The organism is Rathayibacter sp. VKM Ac-2762 (assembly GCF_009866585.1).
GTDB lineage: Bacteria > Actinomycetota > Actinomycetes > Actinomycetales > Microbacteriaceae > Rathayibacter.
On sequence record NZ_CP047419.1, the window covers coordinates 1806869 to 1830321 of the forward strand.

Below are 23453 nucleotides of genomic sequence, written 5' to 3' on the forward strand. Positions count from 1 at the left end.
GGATCCGGGGGCCGGGCCGTCACAGCTGAGCCGCCACTCGGGAGCGGCGGCTCTGCTCCGCTGCTAGGAGGTGTAGCCGGCCTGGATCTCCTCGAGCGCCTGGTCGGTGCTCGTGCCGTCGATCCAGTCGACCATGCCCTTGAAGAAGCTGTCCGAGCCCACTGCCTTCGGCATGAGGTCGGACGCGTCGAAGCGGAACGTGGTGTCCGGGTTCTGGAGGATCGCGATGGAGTCCTTCAGGACGTCGCTGCCCGCGTTGGCCGGGTCGAGACCGGTGTTCGCGGAGATGACGCCGCCGAGGGAGACGCGGCTGTTGGCCCAGTCGGCGCTGGCCAGGTACTCCTGGACCTTCGCGGTGTCCTCGTCGTTCGAGAACGCGGCGACCATCTCGCCACCACCGGTGACGGCCTGGGCGTCGTCGGCCTTGACCGGCGGGGTGAGGAAGGCCCACACGTCGCCGTCCTCGGCCACGTTGGCGCCGGCCGAGGTCAGGAAGCCCTCGAAGAACGAGGCCTGGTGGGTCAGCGCGCAGGTGCCGTTCGCCATGTTCTGGGCGACGTCGCCGAAGGCGGTGGAGTTGATCGACTTCACGTCGCCGTAGCCGGCGTTGACGAGGGTCGGGTCGAGGAGGATCGATCCGACGGACTCGAACGCGGACTTGATGGCCGGGTCGGTGAAGGGGGTGTCGCCCGCGACCCAGGAGTCGTAGACGTCGGGGCCGGCCTCGCGGAGGACGGCGTCCTCGATCCAGTCGGTTCCGGGCCAGCCGGAAGCCTCACCGGAGTTGAAGCCCGCGCACCAGGACGGTCCGCCGGTCTTCTCGGCGATCGTCTTGCCGAGCGCCTCCATCTCGTCCCACGTCGTGGGAACGGAGACGCCCCACTCCTTGAACTTGGCCGGCGAGTACCAGATGTAGCCCTTGACGGACGCCATCAGCGGCGCGCCGTACTGGGTGCCGTCGACCTGGCCGTACTTCTGCCAGTCCTCGGACCAGTTCTGCTTGACGTTGGCGAGGGCGCCCTCGGGGAGCTCCTGCACCTTGCCGGAGGCGACGGTGTCGGCGAGCAGACCCGGCTGCGGGAAGATCGCGAGGTCGGGGGTGTCGCCACCCTGGACCTTGATGCCGATCTGCTTCTCGAACTCCTTGTCGCCCGTGTACTTGATCTCGATGTTGTTCTCCTTCTCCCAGTCCGCCCAGGACTGCTCGAGAAGGGTGGCCTCGTCGCCGTTGATGGTGCCGTAGACGTTGACGACGCCGTCGGCGGTGCCGACCGTGCCGGCCGAGCTGCCGCCGCCGGCGTTCGGGTCGTTGGGGTCACTGCTGCTGGAGCAGCCCGCGAGTGCGATGCCGGCCGCTGCCAGAACGGCGACCGGGACGGTGATACGGCGGTGCAGGGATGACCGCATTCTTCCTCCTCATTGAGTGGTGGAACCAGCCGAGCAGGCCGCTCCTCGCCGATCGGGATCGGGAGGCTGTGGCGGCTCGAAGCGTGTGCCGCGACGACTCGGATGCTGGTGATGGCGATGCCAGGAGGAACTCCAAGCGGATCACCGGATTCGTGTGGGTGGGCTCCCACGGAGGGAAACCTTTCCACAAGAACGATGAAAGCACAACGCCCGTGATAGAGCGCTCTCTGAGATAACGATTCGGCGTCAGAACAGCGATCGCGGCGGCGGGGACGGGCGGAGATCGATCTCGGCGCGACGCCCGGCCGCCGGGCGGGGTATAACTTCCTGGAACCGTTTCCAGCATCGAGGCCGGACGGTCGGGAGGAACGTCGTGCCAGGCATCGAAGAGGTGGCCGAGCTCGCAGGAGTGTCGAAGGCGACGGTCTCGCGCGCGCTCAGCGGCCGGGGCTACGTCTCCGCGGGGACGAAGCAGCGCGTCGAGCGCGCCGCGACGAGCCTGGGCTACGTCGTCTCCGCCAACGCCTCCAGCCTCGTCACCGGCCGCAGCAACAACATCGCCGTGATCATCCCGATCATCAACCAGTGGTTCTTCGCCGGGATCATCGAGGGCATCGAGCGCGCCCTGCTCGCCGCCGGCTACGACCTGCTCCTCTACAACATCGACAAGCACCTCGACGCCCGCCGGAGCGTGTTCGAGTACTACCTCGTCCGCAAGCGCGTCGACGCGATCGTCGCCGTCACGCTCGAGATCTCGCCGCACGAGACGGAGGCGCTCCTCGCCCTGGGCAAGCCCATCGTCGGCATCGGCGGCGAGCTCCCCGGCATCCCCACCTTCAGCATCGACGACGTCGCCGCCTCCCGCCTCGCCACGGAGCACCTGCTCTCCCTCGGCCATGAGCGGGTCGTCCACATCGGCGGGCTCGCGGAGGAGGAGATGGACTTCCACGTCCATACGCAGCGCCGCGACGGCTTCCGCCAGGCGCTCGCGGCCGCCGGTCTCGAGCCGGGCGCGCAGGACATCGTGCCCACCACCTTCGACATCCCCGGCGGGCACAGCGCCGGACGGCAGGTCCTCGGCGACCCGCGGACCCGGCCGACGGCGATCTTCGCCGCCTCCGACGAGATCGCGATCGGGATCATCCTCGCGGCGCGCGAGCTCGGGCTCTCGGTGCCCGAGGACGTCTCCGTCATCGGGATCGACGACCACCCCCTCGCCGAGCTCTTCGGTCTCAGCTCGATCCGCCAGGACCCGCGCCAGCAGGGCGAGCTCGCGGTCGCGCTGGTGCTGGACGCGCTGGCCGCCCTCGGTCGCGGCGAGCCCCCTCCCCCGGCCCGCCACACGCTGATCCCCGCCTCGCTGGTGATCCGCACCAGCACCTCGGCGCCGCGGGGAGCGAGAATCGGAGCATGAGCGACTCCGACACCCCCGCCGTCCGCGACGTCCCCGAGCGGTCCCGCTTCGTGATCGAGGTCGGCGGCACCCCGGCCGGCTTCGCCGCGTACACCCGCCAGGGCGACGAGGTGACGCTCACCCACACCGTCGTCGACGACGCGTGGGAGGGCCACGGCCTCGGGAGCATCCTCGCGCGGGCCGCGGTCACCGCGATCACGGAGGCGGGCGGCACGGTCGTCCCGCGCTGCCCCTTCGTCGCGGCCTGGCTGCGCAAGCACCCCGACGTCGACGCCCGGGTCCGCTGGCCCGAGGACTGACTCACTCCGGGGGCGTCCTGCTCCCGATCTCCTGGAGCGCCCAGGTGTTGCCGTCCGGATCGGCGAAGTACGCGTACTGCACGCCGCCCAGGTCCTGGACGTCGCTGATCTCGAGCGAGCGGCCGACGAGCTCCGCGCGAGCGGCGGCGATGTCGTCGACGACGAGGTGGAGGGAGCGGACGACGCCCTCCTCCGGACCGGGGCCCATCCCGCTGCCGACCACGATCGAGCAGGCCGAGCCGGGCGGGGTGAGCTGGACCACGCGTATCGCGGCGGAGGGCCGCACGTCGTGGTCGAGGTGGAAGCCCATCACCTCCGTGTAGAAGGCGACCGCGCGGTCGACGTCGCCGACGGGGAGGGGGACGAGCTCGAGTCGCATCTGCACGCGACCAGTGTGCCGCGCGGCGGAACCGCGCGGGAGGGGTCAGTCGCGCGGGCCGACGACGAGGCGCTCGTGCATGATCTCGACGGCGCGCTCGAGGACGCGGCGGTCCTCCGGGGTGAGATCGGCGAAGATCGGCGTCAGCGCGTCGCCGAGGTCGGTCCGCCAGGCGTTCAGCGCGTCCGCGCCGGCGGGAGCCAGGCGGATCTGCCAGGCGCGCGCGTCGAGGGGATCGGCGATGCGGTCCAGCCAGCCGGTCTCGACGAGGTTCTTCACGATCTTGGTCATCGTGGGCTGCGAGACGCGGCTCTGGGAGGCGAGCTCCCCCAGGCGCATCGGGCCCATCGAGAGGAGCACCGAGAGCGTGCGCCAGACGGCCTGCGACTCCTGGTTGCCGGTCGCCTGGGCGGCGAGGCGGGTGATCCGGTGCGTCACCGAGACGAAGTCGCTCAGGAGCTCGCTGAGCGAGACCTCGCTGGGCGGGACGTCGCGGGCGGGGAGCCCGGCGAGCAGATCGTGAGCAGTCACGCTCCGATCCTAGGGGCGCGGGCCTCCGTCGGGCGGGAACGACGAAGGGCGCCGCCTCCGAGGAGACGACGCCCTGCGTCTGCAGGCGTGCCTGCGTCACCCCGACGAGCGACCGGCCGGAGCCGGCACCCGCGACGGGTGAAGGGGATTACTTGACGGTGACGGTCGCGCCGGCGCCCTCGAGCTGAGCCTTGGCCTTCTCGGCGGTCTCCTTGTTGACGGCCTCGAGGACCGCCTTGGGGGCACCGTCGACGAGCGCCTTCGCCTCACCGAGGCCGAGGCTGGTGAGGGCGCGCACCTCCTTGATGACCTGGATCTTCTTCTCGCCGGCGGCCTCGAGCACGACGTCGAACTCGGTCTGCTCCTCGACCTCTTCGGCGGGGGCGGCCGGGCCGGCCACACCGGCGGCGGCGACGGGCGCCGCAGCGGTGACCTCGAAGACCTCTTCGAACTTCTTGACGAACTCCGAGAGCTCGATGAGCGTGAGCTCCTTGAAGGCCTCGATGAGCTCGTCCTGCGTGAGCTTTGCCATGATTTTTCTCCTTGTTTTTCTTTGTCTACGAACCGCGCGCGCACTGCTTCCCGGAAGGGGAAGACGTCAGCTCGCGGACTCCTGCTTCTCGCGCAGCGCCTCGACCGTGCGAACGGCCTTCGAGAGCGGAGCGTTGAACAGATATGCGGCGCCGAACAGCGAGGCCTTGAAGGCGCCGGCGAGCTTGCCGAGCAGAACTTCGCGGGACTCGAGGTCGGCGAGCTTGCCCACCTCTTCTGCGGTCAGCGGGTTACCGTCGAAGTAACCGCCCTTGACCACGAGGAGAGGGTTTGCCTTGGCGAAGGCACGCAGCGACTTCGCGACGGCGACAGGGTCGCCGTGCACGAACGCGATGGCCGAGGGGCCAGCGAGCTCGTCGTCGAAGGACGAGATACCGGCGTTGTTCGCCGCGATCTTGGTCAGCGTGTTCTTCACCACGGCGTAGGTTGCGTGCTCACTGATGTCCTTGCGCAGCGTCTTGAGCTGAGCAACAGTGAGACCGCGGTACTCGGTCAGCAGAACGGCCGTCGAGCTCTGGAACTTCTCCGTGAGTTCGGCAACCGAGGCTTCCTTGTTCGCCATGGCTACTCCTGTGAATTCTCGTGCCGGTAGCCCGAAGGCAGGCAAAGAAAAAAGCTCCGGCACAGGGGCGCGGAGCTTCGGGATCGCGGTGAGGCGGAACTGAACTCGTGCACCTGCGCGGGCAATTCGCTTCGCGAATCCTTCGTCCGGTGGCGATCCGCGGGGCCGGGGCCCTGCTCGTGCGCACACCGGAAACCGGCGGTCTTTGGCTTCGGGAAGCGTACGTCATCGCGGCGCGCGGGCGCAAGTCGAGGAGGAGGGCCCGCTCGCGGGATGCTGGAGGCATGACCGGCCCGACCCCCGACTCCGCCCGCGACGTCGACTCCGCGATCGCCTCGGTGGAGGGCGAGCTCAGCACCCTCTTCAACCGCGTGCGGGCGGCGATGCGCTCCTACGCCGAGCGTCTCCACCCGGAGCTGACGCCGCTGGGCTACAAGACGATCTCGGCGCTCGAGCGCCGCGGACCCGTGCACTCGGGCGTGCTGGCCGAGCTCCTCGAGATGGACAAGTCGGCGCTCAGCCGCCAGATCACGGCGCTCGACCGCCTCGGCTTCCTCGAGCGCACCCCCGACCCGCAGGACGGCCGCGCCACGATCCTCTCGGTGACTCCGGCGACCGCCGCGCGGCTGCGCGAGATCCGCAGCTCGAACCAGGCGCTGATGCACGAGGAGCTGCGCAGCTGGGCGCTCGCCGACGTCGAGCTCTTCGCCTCTCTCCTGCACAGGATCAACGACCTCGACATCTGACGCCTAGCACCCCGTCCGTCCGGGGACAATCGCCGGACGCCGCCCGCTCGACTGCGTAGTTTCGGAGGCGATGGACCAGCACTCCTCCTCTCTCCTCCCCCACGACGTGGACGGCGCACTCGGCTTCGCGCGCGGTCTGAGCACCGACGCGCCCCGGCCCGGCACCGGTCGCACCGCCGAGCTGCACGGTCTCCTCGAGCGCCTGGCTCGGCACGACCTCGGCGTCGCGCGCGCGGTGGAGCCGCACCTCGACGCTCTTGCGATCCTCGGCGAGGCGGAGCTCGACCCGTCCGGACTCGGAGTCGCCGCCGACGCCGCCTGGGGGGTCTTCGCGGCCGAGGGCGGCGGGGATCCTCTGGTCGCCCGCGAGAGCGACGGCGACTGGCTGCTCGACGGCGTGAAGCCCTGGTGCTCGCTGGCCGACCGCCTCGACGCCGCCCTCGTCACCGCGCACGTCGGGGACGCCTCCGGCGAGCGCCGCCTCTTCGCCGTGGCGCTGCGGGACGGGACGGCGACGCCGGAGCAGGACGCCTGGCACGCGCGGGGCCTGACGGAGGTGCCCAGCGGACCGGTCCGCTTCTCCGGCACCCGCGCCGTCCCCGTAGGCGACGTCGGCTGGTACCTCTCGCGGCCCGGCTTCGCCTGGGGCGGCATCGGCGTCGCCGCCTGCTGGCACGGCGGAGCCCTCGGAGTCGCGGCTGCCGTCGCGGCAGCGGCAGCCCGACGCGAGGACCCGCACCTCCTGGCCCACCTCGGAGCGATCGACACGGCGCTCTCCGCGTCGCGCCGGGCGTTGGACGAGGCCGCCGCGGCGGTCGACGCGGGCGAGGCCGACGGCCCCCGCGGCTCACTGCTCGCCAAGCGCGTGCGGGCGAGCGTCGCCGGAGCGGTCGAGGAGATCCTGCTCCGCGCCGGCCGCGCGCTCGGCCCGGCTCCGCTCGCCCTCGACGCCGAGCACGCCAAGCGCGTCGCCGACCTCGCGCTCTACGTCCGCCAGCACCACGCCGAGCGCGACGACGCCGCTCTCGGCCGCGCCGTGCTCGCCTCGGGCGAGGCGGCCTCCTGGTGAGCCGGCCCTTCGACGGGCGCCTCGAAGGCACTCCTCTCGAGCGCTGGACCGCGGACGGCCGCCGCGACCGCCTCCCGGAGCTGACCCTGCCCGACGGGATCCGGCGCGTCCTGGTGGTCGTGGCGCACGCCGACGACGAGACCCTCGGCTGCGGCGGCACCATCGCGCTCGCGCGTCGGCGCGGGATCGCGGTCGACGTCGTCGTCGTGACCGACGGAGCCGCGGCCCACGGGGAGCGGGACGCGGACCTCGCTGCCGAGCGCCGGCGGGAGGCCTCGGACGCACTGGCGGAGCTCGGCCCCGGCATCGGGCTCGCCTTCCTCGACGTGCCGGACTCGGCGACCCCGGAGCACCACGAGCGCATCGCACGCGAGGTGCGCGAGCGGGCGGCCGGCGCCCCCGGGACCGTCCTGCTCCTCTCCACCTGGACCGGGGACGGGCACCGGGACCACCGCGTGGTCGGCGAGGTCTGCGCGGAGGTCGCTCGCGAGCTCGGGCAGCCGCTCCTCGCCGCGCCGATCTGGCTGTGGCACTGGGCGGACCCGGAGGACCCCGAGGTGCCGTGGGGCGATCTCGTGCGCCTGCCGCTCGACGACGAGCTGCTCGAGCGCACCCGCCGTGCCCGCTCCCGCTATCCCAGCCAGACCCGCCCCGGGCCCGACGGGACCGGTGCGGTGCTCCATCCGCTCTTCCTGCGCACCTTCACCGGGGACGACCGGCTGGTGAGGATCGCATGAGCTACTTCGACGAGCTGTACGCCCGCCACGAGGACCCGTGGGGGTACACGAGCCGCTGGTACGAGCAGCGCAAGCGCGCCCTGACCCTCGCGAGCCTGCCGGAGCAGCGCTACGGCTCGGTGCTGGAGATCGGCGCCTCGATCGGCGTGCTGGCCGAGGCGCTGGCCGACCGGGCCGACCGCCTGCTGGCGATCGACGTGTCGAGCGCCGCCGTCGAGCGCGCCGCCCGCCGCCTCGCTCCGCTCGAGCACGTGCGGGTCGAGCACCACGACATCACCCGCGGCGTGCCGGAGGGTCCGTTCGACCTGGTCGTGCTCTCGGAGGTCGGCTACTACCTCGGCGACGCCCTCCCCGGCGTGCTGCGCACCATCCGCGACGCCCTCGCCCCCGCGGGGGAGCTCGTCACCGTGCACTGGCGGCATCCGATCGAGGGGCTCGCTCTGGACGGCGACGCCGTGCAGTCCGCCGTGGCCGAGCTGGGCCTGCACCGCCTCGCCCGCCACGAGGAGGAGGACGTCCTGCTCGAGGTCCACGCCCGCGACTCCCGCTCGGTCGCCCGCCGGACGGGGCTGGTGTGAGCCGGCTCGCGCAGGTGCTGGTCGTCGTGCCCGCGCGCGACGAGGAGGAGCGGATCGGCGGCCTGATCGCCTCCGTCCAGGCCAGTGCGACCCACCTCGCCCACCGGGCGCCCGGCATTGGGATGCGCCTCGTGGTCGCCGCGGACGGCTGCTCCGACGCGACCGTCGAGCGGGCCCGTGCCGCCGGCGCCGAGGTGCTGGAGCTCGCCCGCTGCGGAGTCGGCGCCGCCCGCTCCGCCGGGATCGCGCACGCCCTCTCCTCCGTCACCGCTCCGCTCGAGCAGGTGTGGATCGCCAACACCGACGCCGACACCGTGGTCCCCCGCGACTGGCTGGCCGCCCACGTCGAGCACGCCCGACGGCACGACGCGCTGCTCGGCACGGTCCGGCCCGACCCGGCCGACCTCTCCCCCGGCGCCTACTCGCGCTGGCGAGACGTCCGCGCGCGCGAGGAGTCGATCGGCAGCATCCACGGCGCGAATCTCGGCGTCCGCGCGAGCGCGTACCTCGCCGCGGGCGGATTCGGGCGGGAGCCGCTGCACGAGGACGTCCTGCTCGTCGAGCGGCTGCGCGCGAGCGGCGCCCGGGTCGGAGCGACGGACCGCGGCGAGGTGGTCACCTCCGGCCGCCGCGACAACCGGGTCGAGGGCGGCTACGGCCGCTACCTCCACGCCCGCTTCCCGGCCGAGACGTCTCCGGCCTGCGGCTGAATCGGGTACCCGCGCACGCGGAACACGATGCGAGGGGTCCCTGTCAATGGTCGGGCCGTGGTTTGTCACGGATTGCGCAGGAGAGTCAAATGGGTGTCGAGCACGACCCGGTGCTCTCCGATGGAAGGGTCACTGCATGAATCCCCGCCTCGTCCTGCTGGCACTGGTCGCCTTCACCGCCTACGTGTTCGGCTCCCGCGCCGGCCGTGGCCGCTACGAAGAGCTACGCCACCTCGCACTCGGCGTGTGGAACGACCCGGCCACGAAGAAGACCCGCAAGAAGCTCAAGAAGACCTCCAAGCGCGAGGCCAAGCAGCTCACCGCCATCGCGAGCAAGGCCCGCGACAAGGTGCAGCGCCGCCTCCGCTGACCCCCGCTTCCACGACTCACAGGACACCGGCCCGCCGGTGTCTCCGCTCGCATCGGAACGGCCGATCGAGCACGAACTGAAGGAGAAACATCATGGGCATCATCAGCTGGATCATCCTCGGCCTCATCGCCGGGGCGCTCGCCAAGCTCATCCTCCCGGGCAAGCAGGGCGGCGGATGGATCATCACGATCGTCCTCGGCATCGTGGGCGCGCTGCTCGGCGGCTTCCTCAGCACGCTGTTCGGCATCCAGGACGCCGTCAACGGCATCAACATCGTGAGCATCATCGTCTCCGTCGTCGGCGCGATCGTCGTCCTCCTCATCTACGGCGCGATCGTCGGCCGCAAGTCCCGCGCGTAAGTCGCGCTCCCCGAAGGCCCCCGGCATCCGTGCCGGGGGCCTTCGGCGTTCCCGGGCGGGCGCACCTCTGCTCGGGGGATCCGACTCCTCCTCCGCAGGGAAGCTGGATGTCCGCCGAGCGCGCAAGGGGTTGATGCTGGGAGCCGCAGGCGATGGACTGGAGGCACGACGGCGCGGCTCCACTGCGCCCTCGCCCCGACGAAAGGACGTACTCGCTCATGAGCGACGACACCGCAACGGTCCCCACGATCACCCTGAACAACGGCGTGGAGATCCCGCAGCTGGGCTTCGGCGTGTTCCAGATCGACCCGGCCGAGACCAAGGACGCGACCCTGGCGGCCCTCGAGGTCGGCTACCGCCACATCGACACCGCCGAGATGTACGGCAACGAGGCGGGCGTCGGCGAGGCCGTCCGCGCCTCCGGCCTCGACCGGTCCGAGGTCTTCGTGACCAGCAAGCTCAACAACGGCTTCCACGCCCGCGAGGACGCTCTCGCCGCGATCGACGTCACCCTCGGCGAGCTGCAGTTCGACTACGTCGATCTGTTCCTCATCCACTGGCCGCTCCCGAACGTGGGCGACTACCTGGAGACCTGGAAGGCGATGGAGGAGATCTACCGCAGCGGCAAGGCGAAGGCCATCGGCGTCTCCAACTTCCAGACCAACCACCTCAACCGGCTCCGCGCCGAGGCGACCATCGTCCCGGCCGTGAACCAGATCGAGGTGCACCCCTACCTCGTGCAGCAGGAGCTCCGCGCCTACGGCACCGAGCACGGCATCGCGACCGAGGCCTGGTCGCCGATCGCGCAGGGCCTCGTCCTCGACGACGACACCATCACCCGCATCGCGCGCAACGTCGACCGCAGCCCGGCGCAGGTCGTGCTCCGCTGGCACATCCAGCGCGGCGACATCGTCTTCCCGAAGTCGGTCACCCGCAAGCGCGTGGAGGAGAACTTCGCCCTCTTCGACTTCGAGCTCGACGACGAGGCGATGACCGACATCACGGCGCTGGACCGCGGCCACCGCACCGGCCCCGACCCCGACACCTTCAACTACATCCCGAGCTGATCCTCGGCTCCACGGAGCGCGCCCGGCCTGCAGTCGTCCTGCGGTCCGGGCGCGCTCGTGCGTGGGGCGCTGGGCCGAGCCGCGCACGAACGGGGCGGGTCTCGATACGACGCTCTGCGGCTCCTCGACGGGCACGGTCACGGGCCGACCGTACCCCTGCTGCTCGATGAGCGGGCGCAGCCCGGGCATCGAGGTCCACCACCGACGAACAGCGCGGATCCCCGATGGCCGGGCCCGCGGGTCAGCCCTGCTGGGAGTCGCGCCAGGAGTGCTCGGGGGCGTAGCCGAGGACCTCGCGGGCGTGGTCGATCGAGAGCAGGGTGCCGGTTGTCCCGAGGTCGCCGCGCAGCTCGACGCCGGGGAACACCTCGGCCACCAGCTCGGCGTTGGGGCGCGTCATCACGGTGTCGGCCGCCGCGATGATGAAGCGGTCGAACCCGGTCGTCTCGGCGAGCAGCGCCTTCTCGACCGCCTGCGCTCCGTCGCGTCCGTCGATGTAGCCCCAGAGGTTCCACTTGCGCAGCAGCGCGTCGGACTCGAACGACGGGAACTCGGCGTAGTCGGCCTCGTCCATGACGTTCGAGAAGCGCAGGCCCGTGATCTTCAGGTCCGGGTGCCAGCGGCACAGCTCGATCGCCATCTGCTCCTCGAGGTGCTTGGTGAGCGAGTAGACCGACTCCGGGCGCGCGGGGTACTGCTCGTCGACCGGGATGTAGGGCGGCGGGACGTCGAAGGGCAGGCCCAGCACGGTCTCGCTGGAGGCATAGACGACGTTGCGGATGCCGGCACGGATCGCTCCGTGGAACGCGTTGAACGTCGCGATCATGTTGTTGTGGAACGTGGCGACGTCGGGCACGAGGCCCGGCGCGGGGATCGCGGCGAGGTGCACGAGCGCGTCGATGCCCTCGTACTGGTCGTTCACCGACTGCAGCGCGTCCACGACCTGGCCGTAGTCGGCGATGTCGATGCGGACGAAGCCCGCGCCGCGGTCCCCCGCGCGGTCCAGGTTGAAGACCTCGTGCCCGGAGGCGCGGAGGCGGGTGACGACATGGCGGCCGAGCTTGCCGGATCCACCGGTGACTGCGATTCTCATGCTCGAACGCTAACGGGCCCGAGCGACGAGGGACGAGGGTTGCGGATCAGCTCCGCGAGTGGAGCGAGATCGCGCCGCCGACCTCGGGCGTCGTCTCGTCGGCGACGAGCTCGGTCCAGCGGCGGAGCACGGCGGCGCCGGCCGCATCGTTCACGGCTCCGTCGACGACGAGGACCGGGTAGGGCTTCTCGGGCACGCCCTCCGCGGGCCGCACGTCGACGTGGGCGACGTCGTAGGCGTGCTCGAACAGCCAGTCGGCCATCGCGTAGTCGCTCCGGGAGTCGCCGACCGTGCGCCAGCGCTGCGGGATCGCGCCGGTCGCTCCGAGCAGCTCCACGGCGCGCTGGGCGCCGAGGTCCTTGCCGAGCCGGTTCGACTCGATGTCGGTCGAGATGACGGTCGGGTCGATGCGGAAGTCGACCGTCCCCTCCTCGTTCGGGTATCGGATGCCGCGGCGCTCGACTCCGAGGCCCGCGGCGGTCATGATCTGCAGCGCGTCGGCGTCGAAGACGAGCTGGCGCTCGAGGTAGTCCTCGCTCGGCAGGTCGACCAGCTGCTCGGCCGAGACCATGGCGCGCTTGGTCTCGTCGAAGAAGACCAGGTCGTCGTAGTCGGAGCGGATCATCCGCTCGAGGTCGCGGGCCACCGGCTCGGGGATCGCGAGCGACTCGTCGACGATCGGCTCCGAGGTGCCGCGGTAGTCGACGGTGAACCAGACGGCGCCCTTCTCGCAGACGCACACGATGCGCGCCTCGGCCGAGACGCCGCGCTCGAGGAGCGCGGGCAGGACCCGCTCGCGCAGGAACGCGTCGGAGCGGCCCGTGTTGAACACGATCGGGATGCCGGCGTTGGCCAGGGTCACGAGGTCGTCGGCGATCTCGGGGATCGAGATCGTGCGCGTGACGGGGCTCGCGATGGGCCCGTCGACGTCGAGGAGCAGGCCGAGCGGAGGGGGTGTGGAGGTCATCGTGTCCCATTCTGCCGTGCCGGGGCCGCTCGATGCCTTCGTGACCGCCTCCGCGCGGGCGGAGCGGCTCAGGAGGCGGGGACGACGAGGGTGCGCTGGGCGGTGGTGCCGTCGGGAGCGAGGACGGCGAGGGTGATCAGAGTCTCGGAGTCGCGGCAGTCGGCGGTGACGGCGGCGTAGCCGGACGCCGCGAGGTCGACGGGCTCGCCCGCGCTCGCATCGGTGGTGCCGACGGCCAAGCGGGCGGTGGCGCCTCCGCTCGTCTCCCACGACAGGGCGAGCGGGACGGAGGCGGTGCGGTCGCCCTCGCAGTCGACGGAGGCGGGGGTGGAGGCGAAGGAGACGATGGCGGGAGGAGCGTCGGATCCGGTGCCCGGCTCGGTGTCGGACGGAGCGGCGGAGGCCGTCGGTGCGGGTGCGGCGGCGCCGTCGGCCGCCTCCGCGGAGCCGGGAGCGGCGGACGTCGCCGGAGCAGTCCCGGACGACGCCGAGGACGGGCCCGCGGACGCCGTGGCTGCGCCGGGCGCTCCCCCGCCGGCGGGCCGGACGAGCAGCACGATCGCGAGGACGACGGCGACGAGTCCGAGGGCGGCGAGGACGATCCCGGTGGTGCGGGCGGAGCGGGACGGCATCGGTCCTCCTGGGACGGGACGGGACGGAACGGAACGGGCGGAAGAGACGGGGTGGGGCAGGGGGCGCGGGGCCGGACAGACGCGACCGACGGGCGGGAGGGAGCGGGCGCGACGAGGGGGACGGGGAACGGGAACGGGGAGGGACCGGGCGGCGGGCGCCCGATCCCTCCCCGAAGGCGGAGGCTAGGCCTCCTGGTCCTCGCGGCGACGGCTGCGGGCGATCAGGAGCGAGCCGAGGCCGAGGGCGACAGCACCTCCCGAGAGCAGCAGCCAGGAGCCGGTCTCCACTCCGGTGGAGGGGAGGCCGCCGGGGCCGGTCGGTGCGGTGATCGGCGCGGCCGTGGCGGTCGGTCCGGCCGTCGGCACGACGGTGGGCTCCGGGGTCGACGTGGGCTCGGGGCTCGCGGTCGGCTCGGGCGTCACGGTCGGCACAGGAGTCGCCGTCGGCTCGGGGGTCGCGGTCGGCTCCGGTGAGCCGGTCGGCTCAGGAGTCGCCGTGGGCTCGGGAGTCGCGGTCGGCTCCGGCGAGCCGGTCGGCTCCGGCGTCGGCGTGGGCTCCGGGGTCCCCGGCAGCTCGACGGCGGCGCCCTCCGGCGCCACGGCGAGCAGCGCCCGGGCGACGTCGCTGAACGCTCCGACCGGGTGGTTGCGGAACACCGGCGAGGTGCCGAAGAGGAAGCCCTCGGTGCCCGACTCCGTCGAGAACGAGACGGCCGAGGCCTGCCCGGCCGCGTCGCTCCGGGACTGACCCTCGGAGTCGACCCAGTGCCCGGCGACGAACGTGCCGTCCTCCGAGTAGCTCTGCTCGACAGCGACCGACTCGTCGAAACCGGCGAACCACAGTGCCGGCGAGACGAACGCGGTGTCCTGCGGGTAGTCGCCCAGGACTCCGCCGGCGGGCGTCTCGACCGAGACGATGCCGTTGGAGCCGCTGGTGCCGGTCTGCGCGGTCAGCTCGGCCAGGCCGAAGTCGGACACGAAGGCCGCTCCAGCGCCACCGCGGCCGACGACGTCGCCGCCCGCCGCGAGGAACTCCTCGACCACGGTGCGGCCCGCGGCCTGCTCCGGGGTGAAGGAGAGGGCGCGTCCCACGTAGAGCACGTCGGCACCCTCGAGGGTCGCGGTGCCCGCGGTGAGCGCGGCCGCGTCGACGGCGACCGCATCGGCGAAGCCGAGCTTGGCCAGCGCGTCGCGGTCCTCGTTCGTGCCGGAGTAGGCGACGCGGAGGGCGTCGAGCGCCTTCCCGTCCTCGGCGCGCACGCGGTCGGCGGTGGTCGCCGTGAAGTCGACGCCGAAGACGGCGGCGGCTCCTTCGGCGGCCGCGAGCCCGGCGGCGTCGGCGCGGAGGGCGATCGTGCCGTCCTCGAACTGCTCGAGGGCGACGCCGTCGGCCAGCAGCGCGTTGACGGCCTGGTACTCCAGGACGCCGCGCGGCTCGAAGGCGAGGTAGTCGGCGCCTGCCGGGACGGAGCCGACCGGAGCGACGGCGGTCACCGGCTCCAGGCCGACGGCCGGGAGGGCGTCGGTGGTGGAGCCGATCGCCTGCACGTCGGCGCCCCAGAGGAGCGAGAGGCTCCAGGCCGAGACGTCGTACATCTCGGGCACGCGGCTCGAGATGTCGCTGCCGTCGGCGAGGAGGACGTTGGCGAGGCCGCGGACCGACTGGTGCATGTCGACCAGGTAGGTGCCCGCGGGGTAGGAGACTCCTCCGACGCTCGTGGCGGCCGTGGTCCGCGACACCTCGACTCCGTGGGCGAGCAGCTGCGCGACGAGGGTCTCGGCGTCCGAGACGGAGCGCTGCGTGCCGTCGACGGGGATGACGTAGGCGCGCGGGTACTCGGTCGTGTAGACGTCGGTCTCGTCCCAGATCTCGGTCCACTCGGTCGGCACGCCCGCGGGCAGGTCGGCCGCGGAGACGTCGGCGGGGATCTCGACGGCGGGGGCGCCGGTGACGCCGCGCTCGAAGATGGCGACCTGGTTGCTCAGGAGCGCGTCGCGGTTGGCCTCGATGTAGTCGACGGAGGCGTCCATGACGATCCCGGCGACCTCGACGTCGATGTCCGCGTTGGCCTGGCCCTGGGCGATCTCCTCCGGAGTGCTGTTGGCCGTGCGGCCGAGCGGAAGCTCCACCGTGTTGGTGATCGCGCCCTGGAAGGCGACGTACTGCGGGGCGAAGATGGGGGGCCAGTCGTCCCAGCCCGCGCGGATGTCGCGGTAGGGGATGAGGATCTTCCCGGTGTTGTCCGTCGTGGCGCTGCCGTCCTCGGCGAGGTAGGTGTTGCCGGGCACGTCGGCCTCGACGACGCGGCGCTCGATCTCCAGCGCGGTCGCGTACGCGTGCGGGAGGAAGAGGTCGTACTCGTAGTTCTCGCCGTGCGGCGGGCCGCAGGGCTCGACCTGGAGGATCCCGGTGTAGCCGTGGATGTCGATGAAGTACGTGGGCTGGAGGACGCTCGAGAGGTCGCGGATCACGGCCGCCTCGCTGGTGGCTCCGGTGATCATGTCGCGGTTCGGGTCGTAGCCCGCGGCGACGGCGCGCTGGCCGAGGGCGCGGCCGTCGGGGTTGTTGGTGACGGTGAAGTAGAGGCGGTTGCCCTCGAGCAGCGCCTCGGTCTCCGCGTCCTCGGCGGTGGCGACGCCCTCGATGTACTCGAGGATCGCGTCGCTGCCCTCCCACTCGTTGCCGTGGATGTTGCCGTTGAACCAGACCGGCACCTTGTAGCCGTCCATCAGCTCGGCGTCCGCGGCCGCGGCGGCGGGCTCGTACTTTAGCCGGTCGCGCCACTCGGCCTGCTGCGCCGTCTCGGCCTCGGTCTCGGGGGCGGTGACGGTGACCAGGTAGATGTCGCGGCCGAGGCCGGACTTCCCGACCACCTGGGTCGAGACCCGGTCGGAGCGGGCGGCGAGCGCGTTCAGCTGCGGCGCGATGGCGTCGTAGGGGGTGACTCCGCGCAGGAGCGAGGCGTCGGTCGGGTCGACGGGCACCTCGGTCAGCGGGGTCTGCTGCGGGTAGCTGGTCGGCACCGCGATCGGAGCGGACGGCGGACGCACGATGTCCACGCGGGTGTAGTCGGCGGGTGCTGCGGTCGTGGCGGTCGCCGGCGGGGCGACCAGGAGACCGCCGGCGGCGAGCGCGAGCGCGGCGCATCCGGAGGCGAGGGCGGTTCGAGATCTCAAGCGGAGTTCTTCCCTTGTCGAGGCGTGACGGAACGGATCGGGCCCCCGTCGGCGTCTGGATCTCCGAATCGGATGTGAACCCTCTCAGGAAGATAGAGGCTCCATGTTTCCGTCACGTGTCGGCCGGGTCACCTCCGCGAGATGCCTCTTCGGTACGCCTCGCCCGGCGACTCGAGTGCCCGAGTGGCATCCGGCGAGAAGAGGAAGGAGGGCCCGGTCAGAGGAAGAGGGAGAGGACGAGCGTGGCGCCGAGCGCGAGGACGGAGGCGAGGGAGACGCCGACGGTCACGGACTTGAGGGCGCCGCGGACCGACTGGCCGAGGAAGCTCTGCAGCAGCCAGAAGGTGTTCGAGGTGACGTGGATGCAGAACAGCGCGCCGGAGCCCGCGGCGAGTGCGATCAGCAGCGGGTCGAGGCCGAGTGTCGCGGCGACCGGCGCGACGACTCCGGCCGCCGTGATCGCCGAGAGGGTGACCGAGCCGACCGCGATGTGCAGCACGGCCGCCATCACCCAGACGAGCAGCAGCGGCGCGGTCGCCGAGGTCGAGAAATAGCCCTTCAGGATCTCGCCGAGGTCGCCCTGGGCGATCACCGCGGCGAGCGCCCCGCCGACGCCGGTGAGCAGGAAGATCTGCCCACCATCCTGGAAGCCCTTGGCGACCGCTTTCTCCATCCGCGCGGTTCCCACGGTGGACCGGCCGACCACTCCGGTGCCGATCACGGCGAGGAGGAGCGCGATGACGGGGTTCCCGAGGAACTGCAGCACCGGCAGCTCGACCCCGGAGACGGTGAGCACCGCCTGCGCGGCGATGAGCAGGAGGGCGAGGAGCATGGGCGCGAAGAGGAGCAGGAGCGGGCGCTCGCGGGCGGCGTGGGCGTCCTGCGCTCCGGCGGGACCCGCCGCGTCCTCGACGGACGAGCCGGACGAGCCGCCCGATGCCGCTCCGACTCCGCTCGAGGACGCCCCGCCGCTCCCCCGCGCTCCGAACGACGGCAGCCGTCCGCCGTCCGCGGCGGGCGACGCCCCCACCGTCGCGAGCCCGGTCGTGTCGTCGCGCACGACCAGCTGCTCGTCGCGCGCCGGGTCCCAGAAGCCGAGGCGGAACGCGAGCGACATCAGCAGGATCGTGACCACGACCGTCGGCGCCACCACCGCGAATCCGCCGAGCATCATCACGCCCAGCGGCACTCCGAGCAGCCCCGCGAGCGCGACCGCGGCGAAGCCGGGCACCATCATCACGATGCCCGTCTCGAGCCCGACGGCGAAGGTCACGGCGACGATGCCGGTGCCCGCGCGCCCCAGCCGCGGCGCGATCCGGCGGGCGAGCGGGGCCGCGATCACGATCAGCGCGTCGACGAAGATCGTCTGCAGGTAGGTGGCGAAGGAGAGGCCCAGCGCGTAGGGGATCCCGCGGCGGCCGAAGACGCGCAGCAGGCCCTCGACGAGCCGGACGACGGCGCCCATCTCGTTGAGCATCGCGCCGATGAGCACGCCCCAGCCGATCAGGAGGCCAGCCTCCATCATCACCTCGCCGAAGCCGGTGGTCATCGTGGAGACGGTGTCGACGGGGCCGAGCCCGGTGAGCAGGCCGATCGCGGCGGCTCCCACGGCCAGCGCCAGCACCGGGTTGAACCGGAAGCGCACGATCGCGACGACCACCACGACGATCACGAGGGCGACGACGCCCAGGGTGTACCACTCGGGCATGACGTCCTCCTCCGCCCGCGACTGCGCGTGCCGTCACACCCTAGGGGACCGCCGCGCACCCCCTCGCTCCCGCCGGGCACGGGGCCCTAGCGTGGACGCATGGCACTGACGCTCCCCGAGCCCCGACTCCCCTCCCTCCTCGACTCCCCCGTCCTGCGCTGGGGGGTGATCGCGCCCGGCTCGATCGCCGGCTCGTTCGTCGAGGCGCTGCAGAAGCACGCCCGGCAGCGCGTGGTCTCGGTGGGCTCCCGCTCGCTGGAGCGCGCGGAGCGGTTCGCGAGCCGGTTCGGGATCGAGCGGGCCTCGGCCGGCTACGAGGCCGTGGTCGAGGATCCGGAGGTCGACGTGGTCTACATCGCGTCGCCGCACTCGGAGCACGCCCGCCAGGCGCTGCTCGCCATCGCCGCGGGCAAGCACATCCTGGTCGAGAAGCCGTTCGCGCCGACCCCGGGCGAGGCCGAGATGATCGTGCACGCCGCGCGCGACGCCGGAGTGTTCGCGATGGAGGCGATGTGGATGCGCTACCTGCCGCACATGGACGTCGTGCGGCAGCTGCTCGCCGACGGGGCGGTCGGCGCGCCCGCCGTCGTCTCGGCCGACTTCGGCGCCGCCTTCGACTTCGACCCCTCCAGCCGCATCTTCGACCCGGCGCTCGCGGGCGGCGGCCTGCTGGACGTCGGCGTCTACGCCTCCTCCTTCGTCTCGATGGTGGCGGGCACCCCGCAGAGCACCGTCGTCGCCGGCAGCATGACCTCGACCGGCGTCGACGCGACCGCGACGATCGTCGGCAGCCACGCGCACGGGGTGCAGTCGGTGGCCACCTCGACCGTGCTGGCCGACACCCGCCACGCGGCGAGCGTCGCGGGGCGGGCGGGGCGGATCGACGTGCACCCGTCGTTCTGGACGCCGGGCGGCGTGACGCTCACCCGCGGCTCCGAGAGCGGGTCGTGGATCGACGAGACGCCGCTCCAGGGCGGCGAGGGCCTCGCCTGGGAGGCGCTGCACGTCGCGCAGTACGTGACGGAGGGGCGCACCGAGTCGCCGCTGCACCCGCTCGACGAGGTGGTCGCCGTGGTGCGGACCCTCGACGACGCGCGCCGCCGGCTGGGCGTCTCGGTGTAGGGCGGGCGGCGGGAGACCGCCGTCCCGGCCCTCAGCCCGCCGGCAGCTCGACGCGGAAGCTCGTGCGCCCCGGCTCGGACGCGACGAGGACGCGCCCGCCGTGGGCGTCGACGACCGCCGCCACGATCGCCAGGCCCAGCCCCGTCGATCCGGTCGTGCGCGCTCGGGAGGAGTCGCCGCGGGCGAAGCGCTCGAACAGCACCGGCACCAGCTCCGGCGCGATGCCCGGGCCGGAATCGGTGACCGTCACGACTGCGATCGGCCGCCCCTCCGACACCTCCTCGGCGAGCGCCGCCACGACCCGGGTGCCGGGGGGCGTGTGCACGGTCGCGTTCCGCAGCAGATTGGCGACCACCTGGTGCAGCCGGAAGCCGTCGCCGCGGATCTCGATCGGCTCCTCGGGGAGCTCGAGGTCCCACTCGTGGTCGGGGCCCGCGGCGTGCGCGTCCGACAGCGCCTCGATCACGAGCAGCGTCAGGTCGACGGGCTCCTTCTCGAGGTCGCGGCCCTCGTCGAGGCGGGCGAGCAGGAGGAGGTCCTCGACCAGCGAGGTCATCCGGGTGGCGGCGGACTCGATCCGATCGAGGGAGTAGGCGGCCGACTCCGGCAGCTCGGTCCCGCCGCGCCGGGGCAGCTCCGCGTAGCCGCGGATCGCCGCGAGGGGGGTCCGCAGCTCGTGCGAGGCGTCGGCGACGAACTGCCGCACCCTGTCCTCGCTCGCCTGCCGCGACTCCAGAGCACCGGTGACGTGGTCGAGCATGCGGTTGAAGGCGGCGCCGACGCGGCCGACCTCTGTGCGGGTGTCGGCGTCCTCCTCCGGGACCCGCTCGACCAGCTCGACGGCGCCGCGGTCCAGCGGCAGCTCGGCCACGCGGGTCGCCGTCGCCTCCACCCGCTCCAGGGGCCGCAGTGCCACGCGGATGATCGCGGTGGCGACGAGGGCGACCAGCAGCATCGCCAGCAGCACCACCACGACGACCACCCAGGTGAGGGATGCGAGCGTCTCGGCGACCTCGCCCAGGGGGACGCCGACGACGACGACGGAGCCCTCGACCGCCGCCGCGCGCACGCGGTAGGTCCCGAGGCTCCCGGGCAGCTCGATGGTCGCCTCCTCGCCCCCCGCGGCGACGGCCGCCGCGAGCACCGAGTCGGCCGGGTCCGAGAACTGCCGGCAGACCCCGTCGGCGTCGACGTAGGCGCCGATGAAGGAGCCGTCCGAGCCCTGGACGGCGGTGATGGTGCTGAGGTTCTGGCTCGGGCCGCCGCCGAAGGATCCGCTCGGGCAGGTCGTGGCCTGCTCGATCGCGCTCGACCCGCCGAAGCGGCTCGGCCCGTCGAAGTCCTGGAGGCGCGTGACCGACTGGCTGAGCGACGCGTCCGTGCTGCCGTAGAGGATCGAGCGGGCGGAGAGCACGCTGACCGCTCCCACGACGCCCGCCGTCACCGCGACGAGCGCGACCACGGCGACGACCATCCGCCGCCGCAGAGTCCACGGCGCGCGCCGGCCGCGGCGGGAGCTGCGGAGGGCGGAGCGGGTCGCGAAGTCGCCGAGCGACGGGCGGCCGGTGCGGCTCACTGGTCGGCGGGCTTCAGGAGGTAGCCGGCGCCGCGCACGGTGTGGATCATCGGCGAGCGGCCGGCGTCGATCTTCTTGCGCAGGTACGAGATGTAGATCTCGACCACGCTCGACTTGCCGCCGAAGTCGTACGACCAGACCCGGTCGAGGATCTGGGCCTTGCTGAGCACGCGGCGCGGATTGCGCATCAGGAAGCGCAGCAGCTCGAACTCGGTGGCGGTCAGCTCGATCTCGTCGCCGCCCCGGCGGACCTCGTGGCTGTCCTCGTTCAGCACCAGGTCACCCACGACGACCTCGGGGTCGTCCGCGTCGTTGGCGAGCAGGGTGCTGCGGCGGATGAGGCCGCGCATCCGGGCGACCAGCTCCTCGAGGGAGAAGGGCTTGGTGACGTAGTCGTCGCCGCCGGCGGTGAGCCCGGCGATCCGGTCGTCGAGCGCGTCCTTCGCGGTGAGGAAGAGGACCGGGGTCTCGCTGCCGTCCGCGCGGACCCGCTGCAGGACCTGGAGGCCGTCGATGTCGGGGAGCATCACGTCGAGCACGATCACGTCGGGCCGGAACTCGCGGGTGATCGTGATCGCGGCGCGGCCCTCGGCCGCGGTGCGCACCTCCCAGCCCTCGTAGCGCAGAGCCATCTGGAGCAGGTCGGTGAGGGTGCTCTCGTCGTCGACGACGAGGACGCGGATCGGCGTCCCGTCGGCCCGCTTCAGGCGGGTGCGCTGCGCGGGGGCGAGGTGCTTCGAGGGGGCCGGGGTGCTCATGACTCCAGTATCGGGAGTTCCCTATGGATCGGCTATGACCGGCCGATGCCGTCGCTGTGCGCTGCCGATGCGTCCTCCGCGGGATCGGCGTCGAGCTCCTCCGGAGCGATCGCCGCGGTGCGCGCGTAGCCGCGGACCCGCCGGTCGATGAAGGTCGCCGCCCAGAGCAGGACGCCGATCACGAGCAGCACCCCCGCGATCCCGTACTGGGCCGTGTCGCGTCCCGAGGTGATCGGCAGCACCAGGTAGACGCAGGCGATCGCGCCCAGCACCGGCAGCACGGTGGGGGTCCGGAAGTGACGGTGCTCGACCGGCTGCCGCCGCAGCACCAGCACGGAGACGTTGACGACGGCGAAGACCGCCAGCAGGAGGAGCGACGTGGTCCCGCCCAGCAGCACCGCGATGGGGTCGGAGGGGTCGCGCGACACGTAGGCGGTGAGGAGCAGGGCGATCACCGTCGTGAAGAGGATCGCGGCCCACGGCGTGCGCCGTCCGCGCAGCACGTTCTGCAGGAACGGCGGCAGCACGCCCTGTCGGCTCATCCCGTAGAGCAGGCGGCTGGCCATCATCATGTTGATCAGCGCGCTGTTGGCCACGGCGAAGAGCGAGATGAAGGGCAGGAGCGTCGAGATCGGGAAGTCGGGCGCCGCGGCCTCGACGACCGTGACGAGCGGAGTGTCGTTGCCGGCCAGCTCCCCCACGGGGACGATCGCGACGGCGAGCGTGGACACGAGCACGTAGACCACGGCAGTGATGCCGAGACCCGTGAGCATCACGCGCGGGAAGATGCGGCTGGGCTCCTTCGTCTCCTCCGCCATGTTCACCGAGTCCTCGAAGCCGACCATCGCGAAGAACGCCAAGGAGGTCGCGGTGCTCACCGCGAGCAGCAGCGACTTGTCCTCCGGCGCCTCGAACGCGACCACCCGCGAGAAGTCGGCCTGCCCGCCGAACACCGCGAAGAAGCACACGAAGATCACCAGCAGCAGGCCCGAGAGCTCGATCAGGGTGAGCACCACGTTCAGCCCGACGCTCTCGGCGACACCGCGCAGGTTCACCAGGGCGATGCAGACCATGAACACCAGCGCGATGCTCAGCCGCGTCCCCGCGCCGTCCCCGAGCCCGAAGCCGATCGCGAAGTTGCTCGCGAAGGCGCCCGAGGCGGCGGAGGCCGAGGTGATCCCGCTCGCCATCACGGTGAAGCAGACGAGGAACGTGACGAAGTGGATCCCGAACGCCTTGTGCGCGTAGAGCGCGGCGCCCGCCGCCTGCGGGTACTTCGTCACCAGCTCCAGGTAGGAGCAGGCGGTGAGCGTGGCGACGACGAACGCGATCACGAAGGGGAGCCACGCGGCCCCGCCCACCTCGGCCGCGACCTGCCCGGTGAGGGCGTAGATCCCGGTCCCGAGGATGTCGCCGACCACGAACAGCAGCAGCAGCTTGGGGCCGAGCACCCGCTTGAGCTCGGGCGGGGCGGACGTCTCTCTCGTGGCGGTCATCGTCGGCCCCTCCCGTTGCGGATGAGCGCGAGCCTACGACCGCGGGCACCGCCCCGGGAAGAGCGGGCGCCCGGGGAGCAGGAGTCGACGACACCCACGACTCCGCCGTCGCGCCGTGCGCAGCGCAGCCTCCACCCCGCCGGC

At 72.3% G+C, this 23453-nt stretch carries 24 protein-coding genes; 11 read left to right on the forward strand and 13 right to left on the reverse strand.

All coding sequences use genetic code 11. The annotated features are described in order from the left end of the window. Nucleotides 1-63: 63 nt before the first annotated feature. The gene (locus GTU71_RS08515; RefSeq protein WP_159939673.1) at nucleotides 64-1407 is read right to left on the reverse strand and encodes an ABC transporter substrate-binding protein; all 1344 of its coding nucleotides are present in this window, start codon (nucleotides 1405-1407) and stop codon (nucleotides 64-66) included. 373 nt (nucleotides 1408-1780) lie between these two features. On the opposite strand from GTU71_RS08515, the gene GTU71_RS08520 reads away from it, so the two are divergent. Both GTU71_RS08520 and GTU71_RS08525 read left to right on the forward strand, forming a co-directional pair. Next, entirely contained in the window at nucleotides 1781-2821 is a 1041-nt protein-coding gene (locus GTU71_RS08520) for a LacI family DNA-binding transcriptional regulator (protein WP_104224337.1), read from the forward strand. Then, nucleotides 2818-3120, forward strand: coding sequence for a GNAT family N-acetyltransferase (locus GTU71_RS08525; RefSeq protein ID WP_159939674.1), 303 nt, complete (start codon nucleotides 2818-2820; stop codon nucleotides 3118-3120). Before GTU71_RS08520 ends, GTU71_RS08525 begins: the two co-directional genes overlap by 4 nt. Nucleotide 3121: 1 nt before the next feature. Here the strand turns inward: GTU71_RS08525 and GTU71_RS08530 are convergent, their stop codons facing one another. The 4 genes from GTU71_RS08530 to rplJ all read right to left on the reverse strand — a co-directional run bounded on the left by GTU71_RS08530 (nucleotide 3122) and on the right by rplJ (nucleotide 5144). Beyond that, a complete protein-coding gene (locus GTU71_RS08530) occupies nucleotides 3122-3505 on the reverse strand; it encodes a VOC family protein (protein ID WP_208543567.1) in 384 nt (127 codons plus the stop codon). Between the two features lie 39 nt (nucleotides 3506-3544). Beyond that, on the reverse strand, nucleotides 3545-4030 hold the full coding sequence (locus GTU71_RS08535) for a MarR family transcriptional regulator (protein ID WP_244229591.1): 486 nt from the start codon (nucleotides 4028-4030) through the stop codon (nucleotides 3545-3547). A 148-nt stretch (nucleotides 4031-4178) separates the two neighbouring features. Further along, nucleotides 4179-4562: a 50S ribosomal protein L7/L12 gene (gene rplL / locus GTU71_RS08540; protein ID WP_104224335.1), complete on the reverse strand. Its 384-nt coding sequence runs from the start codon at nucleotides 4560-4562 to the stop codon at nucleotides 4179-4181. Nucleotides 4563-4628: 66 nt separating this feature from the next. Beyond that, nucleotides 4629-5144 (reverse strand): 50S ribosomal protein L10, encoded by a 516-nt coding sequence (gene rplJ / locus GTU71_RS08545; RefSeq protein ID WP_055791018.1) that lies wholly within the window; start codon nucleotides 5142-5144, stop codon nucleotides 4629-4631. 284 nt (nucleotides 5145-5428) lie between these two features. Between rplJ and GTU71_RS08550 the strand changes: the two genes are divergently transcribed. The 8 genes from GTU71_RS08550 to GTU71_RS08585 all read left to right on the forward strand — a co-directional run bounded on the left by GTU71_RS08550 (nucleotide 5429) and on the right by GTU71_RS08585 (nucleotide 10780). Continuing rightward, nucleotides 5429-5890, forward strand: coding sequence for a MarR family winged helix-turn-helix transcriptional regulator (locus tag GTU71_RS08550; RefSeq protein WP_104224334.1), 462 nt, complete (start codon nucleotides 5429-5431; stop codon nucleotides 5888-5890). 70 nt (nucleotides 5891-5960) lie between these two features. Further along, on the forward strand, nucleotides 5961-6959 hold the full coding sequence (locus GTU71_RS08555) for an acyl-CoA dehydrogenase (protein WP_159939675.1): 999 nt from the start codon (nucleotides 5961-5963) through the stop codon (nucleotides 6957-6959). After that, nucleotides 6956-7696 (forward strand): PIG-L deacetylase family protein, encoded by a 741-nt coding sequence (locus tag GTU71_RS08560; RefSeq protein ID WP_159939676.1) that lies wholly within the window; start codon nucleotides 6956-6958, stop codon nucleotides 7694-7696. The genes GTU71_RS08555 and GTU71_RS08560 overlap by 4 nt, the downstream gene beginning before the upstream one ends. After that, nucleotides 7693-8274 carry an SAM-dependent methyltransferase gene (locus GTU71_RS08565; protein WP_104234596.1) on the forward strand — a complete coding sequence of 194 codons (582 nt, stop codon included), beginning with the start codon at nucleotides 7693-7695 and terminating at the stop codon, nucleotides 8272-8274. Before GTU71_RS08560 ends, GTU71_RS08565 begins: the two co-directional genes overlap by 4 nt. After that, entirely contained in the window at nucleotides 8271-8984 is a 714-nt protein-coding gene (locus GTU71_RS08570; protein WP_159939677.1) for a glycosyltransferase, read from the forward strand. The genes GTU71_RS08565 and GTU71_RS08570 overlap by 4 nt, the downstream gene beginning before the upstream one ends. A gap of 136 nt (nucleotides 8985-9120) precedes the next feature. Beyond that, nucleotides 9121-9354 carry a hypothetical protein gene (locus tag GTU71_RS08575; protein ID WP_104227476.1) on the forward strand — a complete coding sequence of 78 codons (234 nt, stop codon included), beginning with the start codon at nucleotides 9121-9123 and terminating at the stop codon, nucleotides 9352-9354. 92 nt (nucleotides 9355-9446) lie between these two features. Then, the gene (locus tag GTU71_RS08580; RefSeq protein WP_104224330.1) at nucleotides 9447-9713 is read left to right on the forward strand and encodes a GlsB/YeaQ/YmgE family stress response membrane protein; all 267 of its coding nucleotides are present in this window, start codon (nucleotides 9447-9449) and stop codon (nucleotides 9711-9713) included. Between the two features lie 218 nt (nucleotides 9714-9931). Then, complete coding sequence (locus GTU71_RS08585; protein WP_104248244.1) at nucleotides 9932-10780, forward strand: aldo/keto reductase; 849 nt, start codon at nucleotides 9932-9934, stop codon at nucleotides 10778-10780. Nucleotides 10781-11021: 241 nt separating this feature from the next. Here the strand turns inward: GTU71_RS08585 and GTU71_RS08590 are convergent, their stop codons facing one another. The 5 genes from GTU71_RS08590 to GTU71_RS08610 all read right to left on the reverse strand — a co-directional run bounded on the left by GTU71_RS08590 (nucleotide 11022) and on the right by GTU71_RS08610 (nucleotide 18357). Next, complete coding sequence (locus tag GTU71_RS08590) at nucleotides 11022-11873, reverse strand: NAD(P)-dependent oxidoreductase (protein ID WP_159939678.1); 852 nt, start codon at nucleotides 11871-11873, stop codon at nucleotides 11022-11024. 46 nt (nucleotides 11874-11919) lie between these two features. Further along, nucleotides 11920-12840 carry a hypothetical protein gene (locus GTU71_RS08595; protein WP_104329818.1) on the reverse strand — a complete coding sequence of 307 codons (921 nt, stop codon included), beginning with the start codon at nucleotides 12838-12840 and terminating at the stop codon, nucleotides 11920-11922. 68 nt (nucleotides 12841-12908) lie between these two features. Then, entirely contained in the window at nucleotides 12909-13472 is a 564-nt protein-coding gene (locus tag GTU71_RS08600; protein ID WP_159939679.1) for a hypothetical protein, read from the reverse strand. Nucleotides 13473-13655: 183 nt separating this feature from the next. Continuing rightward, nucleotides 13656-16649 carry a M14 family zinc carboxypeptidase gene (locus GTU71_RS08605; protein ID WP_159939680.1) on the reverse strand — a complete coding sequence of 998 codons (2994 nt, stop codon included), beginning with the start codon at nucleotides 16647-16649 and terminating at the stop codon, nucleotides 13656-13658. A gap of 217 nt (nucleotides 16650-16866) precedes the next feature. Then, entirely contained in the window at nucleotides 16867-18357 is a 1491-nt protein-coding gene (locus GTU71_RS08610) for an SLC13 family permease (RefSeq protein ID WP_104329253.1), read from the reverse strand. 99 nt (nucleotides 18358-18456) lie between these two features. Between GTU71_RS08610 and GTU71_RS08615 the strand changes: the two genes are divergently transcribed. Continuing rightward, the gene (locus GTU71_RS08615; RefSeq protein ID WP_159939681.1) at nucleotides 18457-19479 is read left to right on the forward strand and encodes a Gfo/Idh/MocA family oxidoreductase; all 1023 of its coding nucleotides are present in this window, start codon (nucleotides 18457-18459) and stop codon (nucleotides 19477-19479) included. 31 nt (nucleotides 19480-19510) lie between these two features. On the opposite strand, the gene GTU71_RS08620 is transcribed toward GTU71_RS08615, so the two are convergent. The 3 genes from GTU71_RS08620 to GTU71_RS08630 are packed head-to-tail and all read right to left on the reverse strand — an operon-like array spanning nucleotide 19511 to nucleotide 23309. Beyond that, complete coding sequence (locus tag GTU71_RS08620; protein WP_244230508.1) at nucleotides 19511-21055, reverse strand: HAMP domain-containing sensor histidine kinase; 1545 nt, start codon at nucleotides 21053-21055, stop codon at nucleotides 19511-19513. Beyond that, a complete protein-coding gene (locus GTU71_RS08625) occupies nucleotides 21052-21813 on the reverse strand; it encodes a response regulator transcription factor (RefSeq protein ID WP_104223650.1) in 762 nt (253 codons plus the stop codon). Before GTU71_RS08625 ends, GTU71_RS08620 begins: the two co-directional genes overlap by 4 nt. A gap of 32 nt (nucleotides 21814-21845) precedes the next feature. Further along, nucleotides 21846-23309, reverse strand: a complete 1464-nt coding sequence (locus GTU71_RS08630) for an APC family permease (protein WP_159939682.1) — start codon at nucleotides 23307-23309, stop codon at nucleotides 21846-21848. Nucleotides 23310-23453 lie beyond the last annotated feature (144 nt).

Excerpts from the sequence above, each read along its gene's own strand:
- rplJ (WP_055791018.1), bottom strand. The coding sequence starts at position 5,144 with ATGGCGAACAAGGAAGCCTCGGTTGCCGAACTCACGGAGAAGTTCCAG.
- GTU71_RS08515 (WP_159939673.1), bottom strand. The coding sequence starts at position 1,407 with ATGCGGTCATCCCTGCACCGCCGTATCACCGTCCCGGTCGCCGTTCTG.
- GTU71_RS08595 (WP_104329818.1), bottom strand. The coding sequence starts at position 12,840 with ATGACCTCCACACCCCCTCCGCTCGGCCTGCTCCTCGACGTCGACGGG.
- GTU71_RS08590 (WP_159939678.1), bottom strand. The coding sequence starts at position 11,873 with ATGAGAATCGCAGTCACCGGTGGATCCGGCAAGCTCGGCCGCCATGTC.
- GTU71_RS08550 (WP_104224334.1), top strand. The coding sequence starts at position 5,429 with ATGACCGGCCCGACCCCCGACTCCGCCCGCGACGTCGACTCCGCGATC.
- GTU71_RS08625 (WP_104223650.1), bottom strand. The coding sequence starts at position 21,813 with ATGAGCACCCCGGCCCCCTCGAAGCACCTCGCCCCCGCGCAGCGCACC.
- GTU71_RS08555 (WP_159939675.1), top strand. The coding sequence starts at position 5,961 with ATGGACCAGCACTCCTCCTCTCTCCTCCCCCACGACGTGGACGGCGCA.
- rplL (WP_104224335.1), bottom strand. The coding sequence starts at position 4,562 with ATGGCAAAGCTCACGCAGGACGAGCTCATCGAGGCCTTCAAGGAGCTC.
- GTU71_RS08525 (WP_159939674.1), top strand. The coding sequence starts at position 2,818 with ATGAGCGACTCCGACACCCCCGCCGTCCGCGACGTCCCCGAGCGGTCC.
- GTU71_RS08585 (WP_104248244.1), top strand. The coding sequence starts at position 9,932 with ATGAGCGACGACACCGCAACGGTCCCCACGATCACCCTGAACAACGGC.
- GTU71_RS08580 (WP_104224330.1), top strand. The coding sequence starts at position 9,447 with ATGGGCATCATCAGCTGGATCATCCTCGGCCTCATCGCCGGGGCGCTC.
- GTU71_RS08600 (WP_159939679.1), bottom strand. The coding sequence starts at position 13,472 with ATGCCGTCCCGCTCCGCCCGCACCACCGGGATCGTCCTCGCCGCCCTC.
- GTU71_RS08630 (WP_159939682.1), bottom strand. The coding sequence starts at position 23,309 with ATGACCGCCACGAGAGAGACGTCCGCCCCGCCCGAGCTCAAGCGGGTG.
- GTU71_RS08575 (WP_104227476.1), top strand. The coding sequence starts at position 9,121 with ATGAATCCCCGCCTCGTCCTGCTGGCACTGGTCGCCTTCACCGCCTAC.
- GTU71_RS08615 (WP_159939681.1), top strand. The coding sequence starts at position 18,457 with ATGGCACTGACGCTCCCCGAGCCCCGACTCCCCTCCCTCCTCGACTCC.
- GTU71_RS08565 (WP_104234596.1), top strand. The coding sequence starts at position 7,693 with ATGAGCTACTTCGACGAGCTGTACGCCCGCCACGAGGACCCGTGGGGG.
- GTU71_RS08610 (WP_104329253.1), bottom strand. The coding sequence starts at position 18,357 with ATGCCCGAGTGGTACACCCTGGGCGTCGTCGCCCTCGTGATCGTCGTG.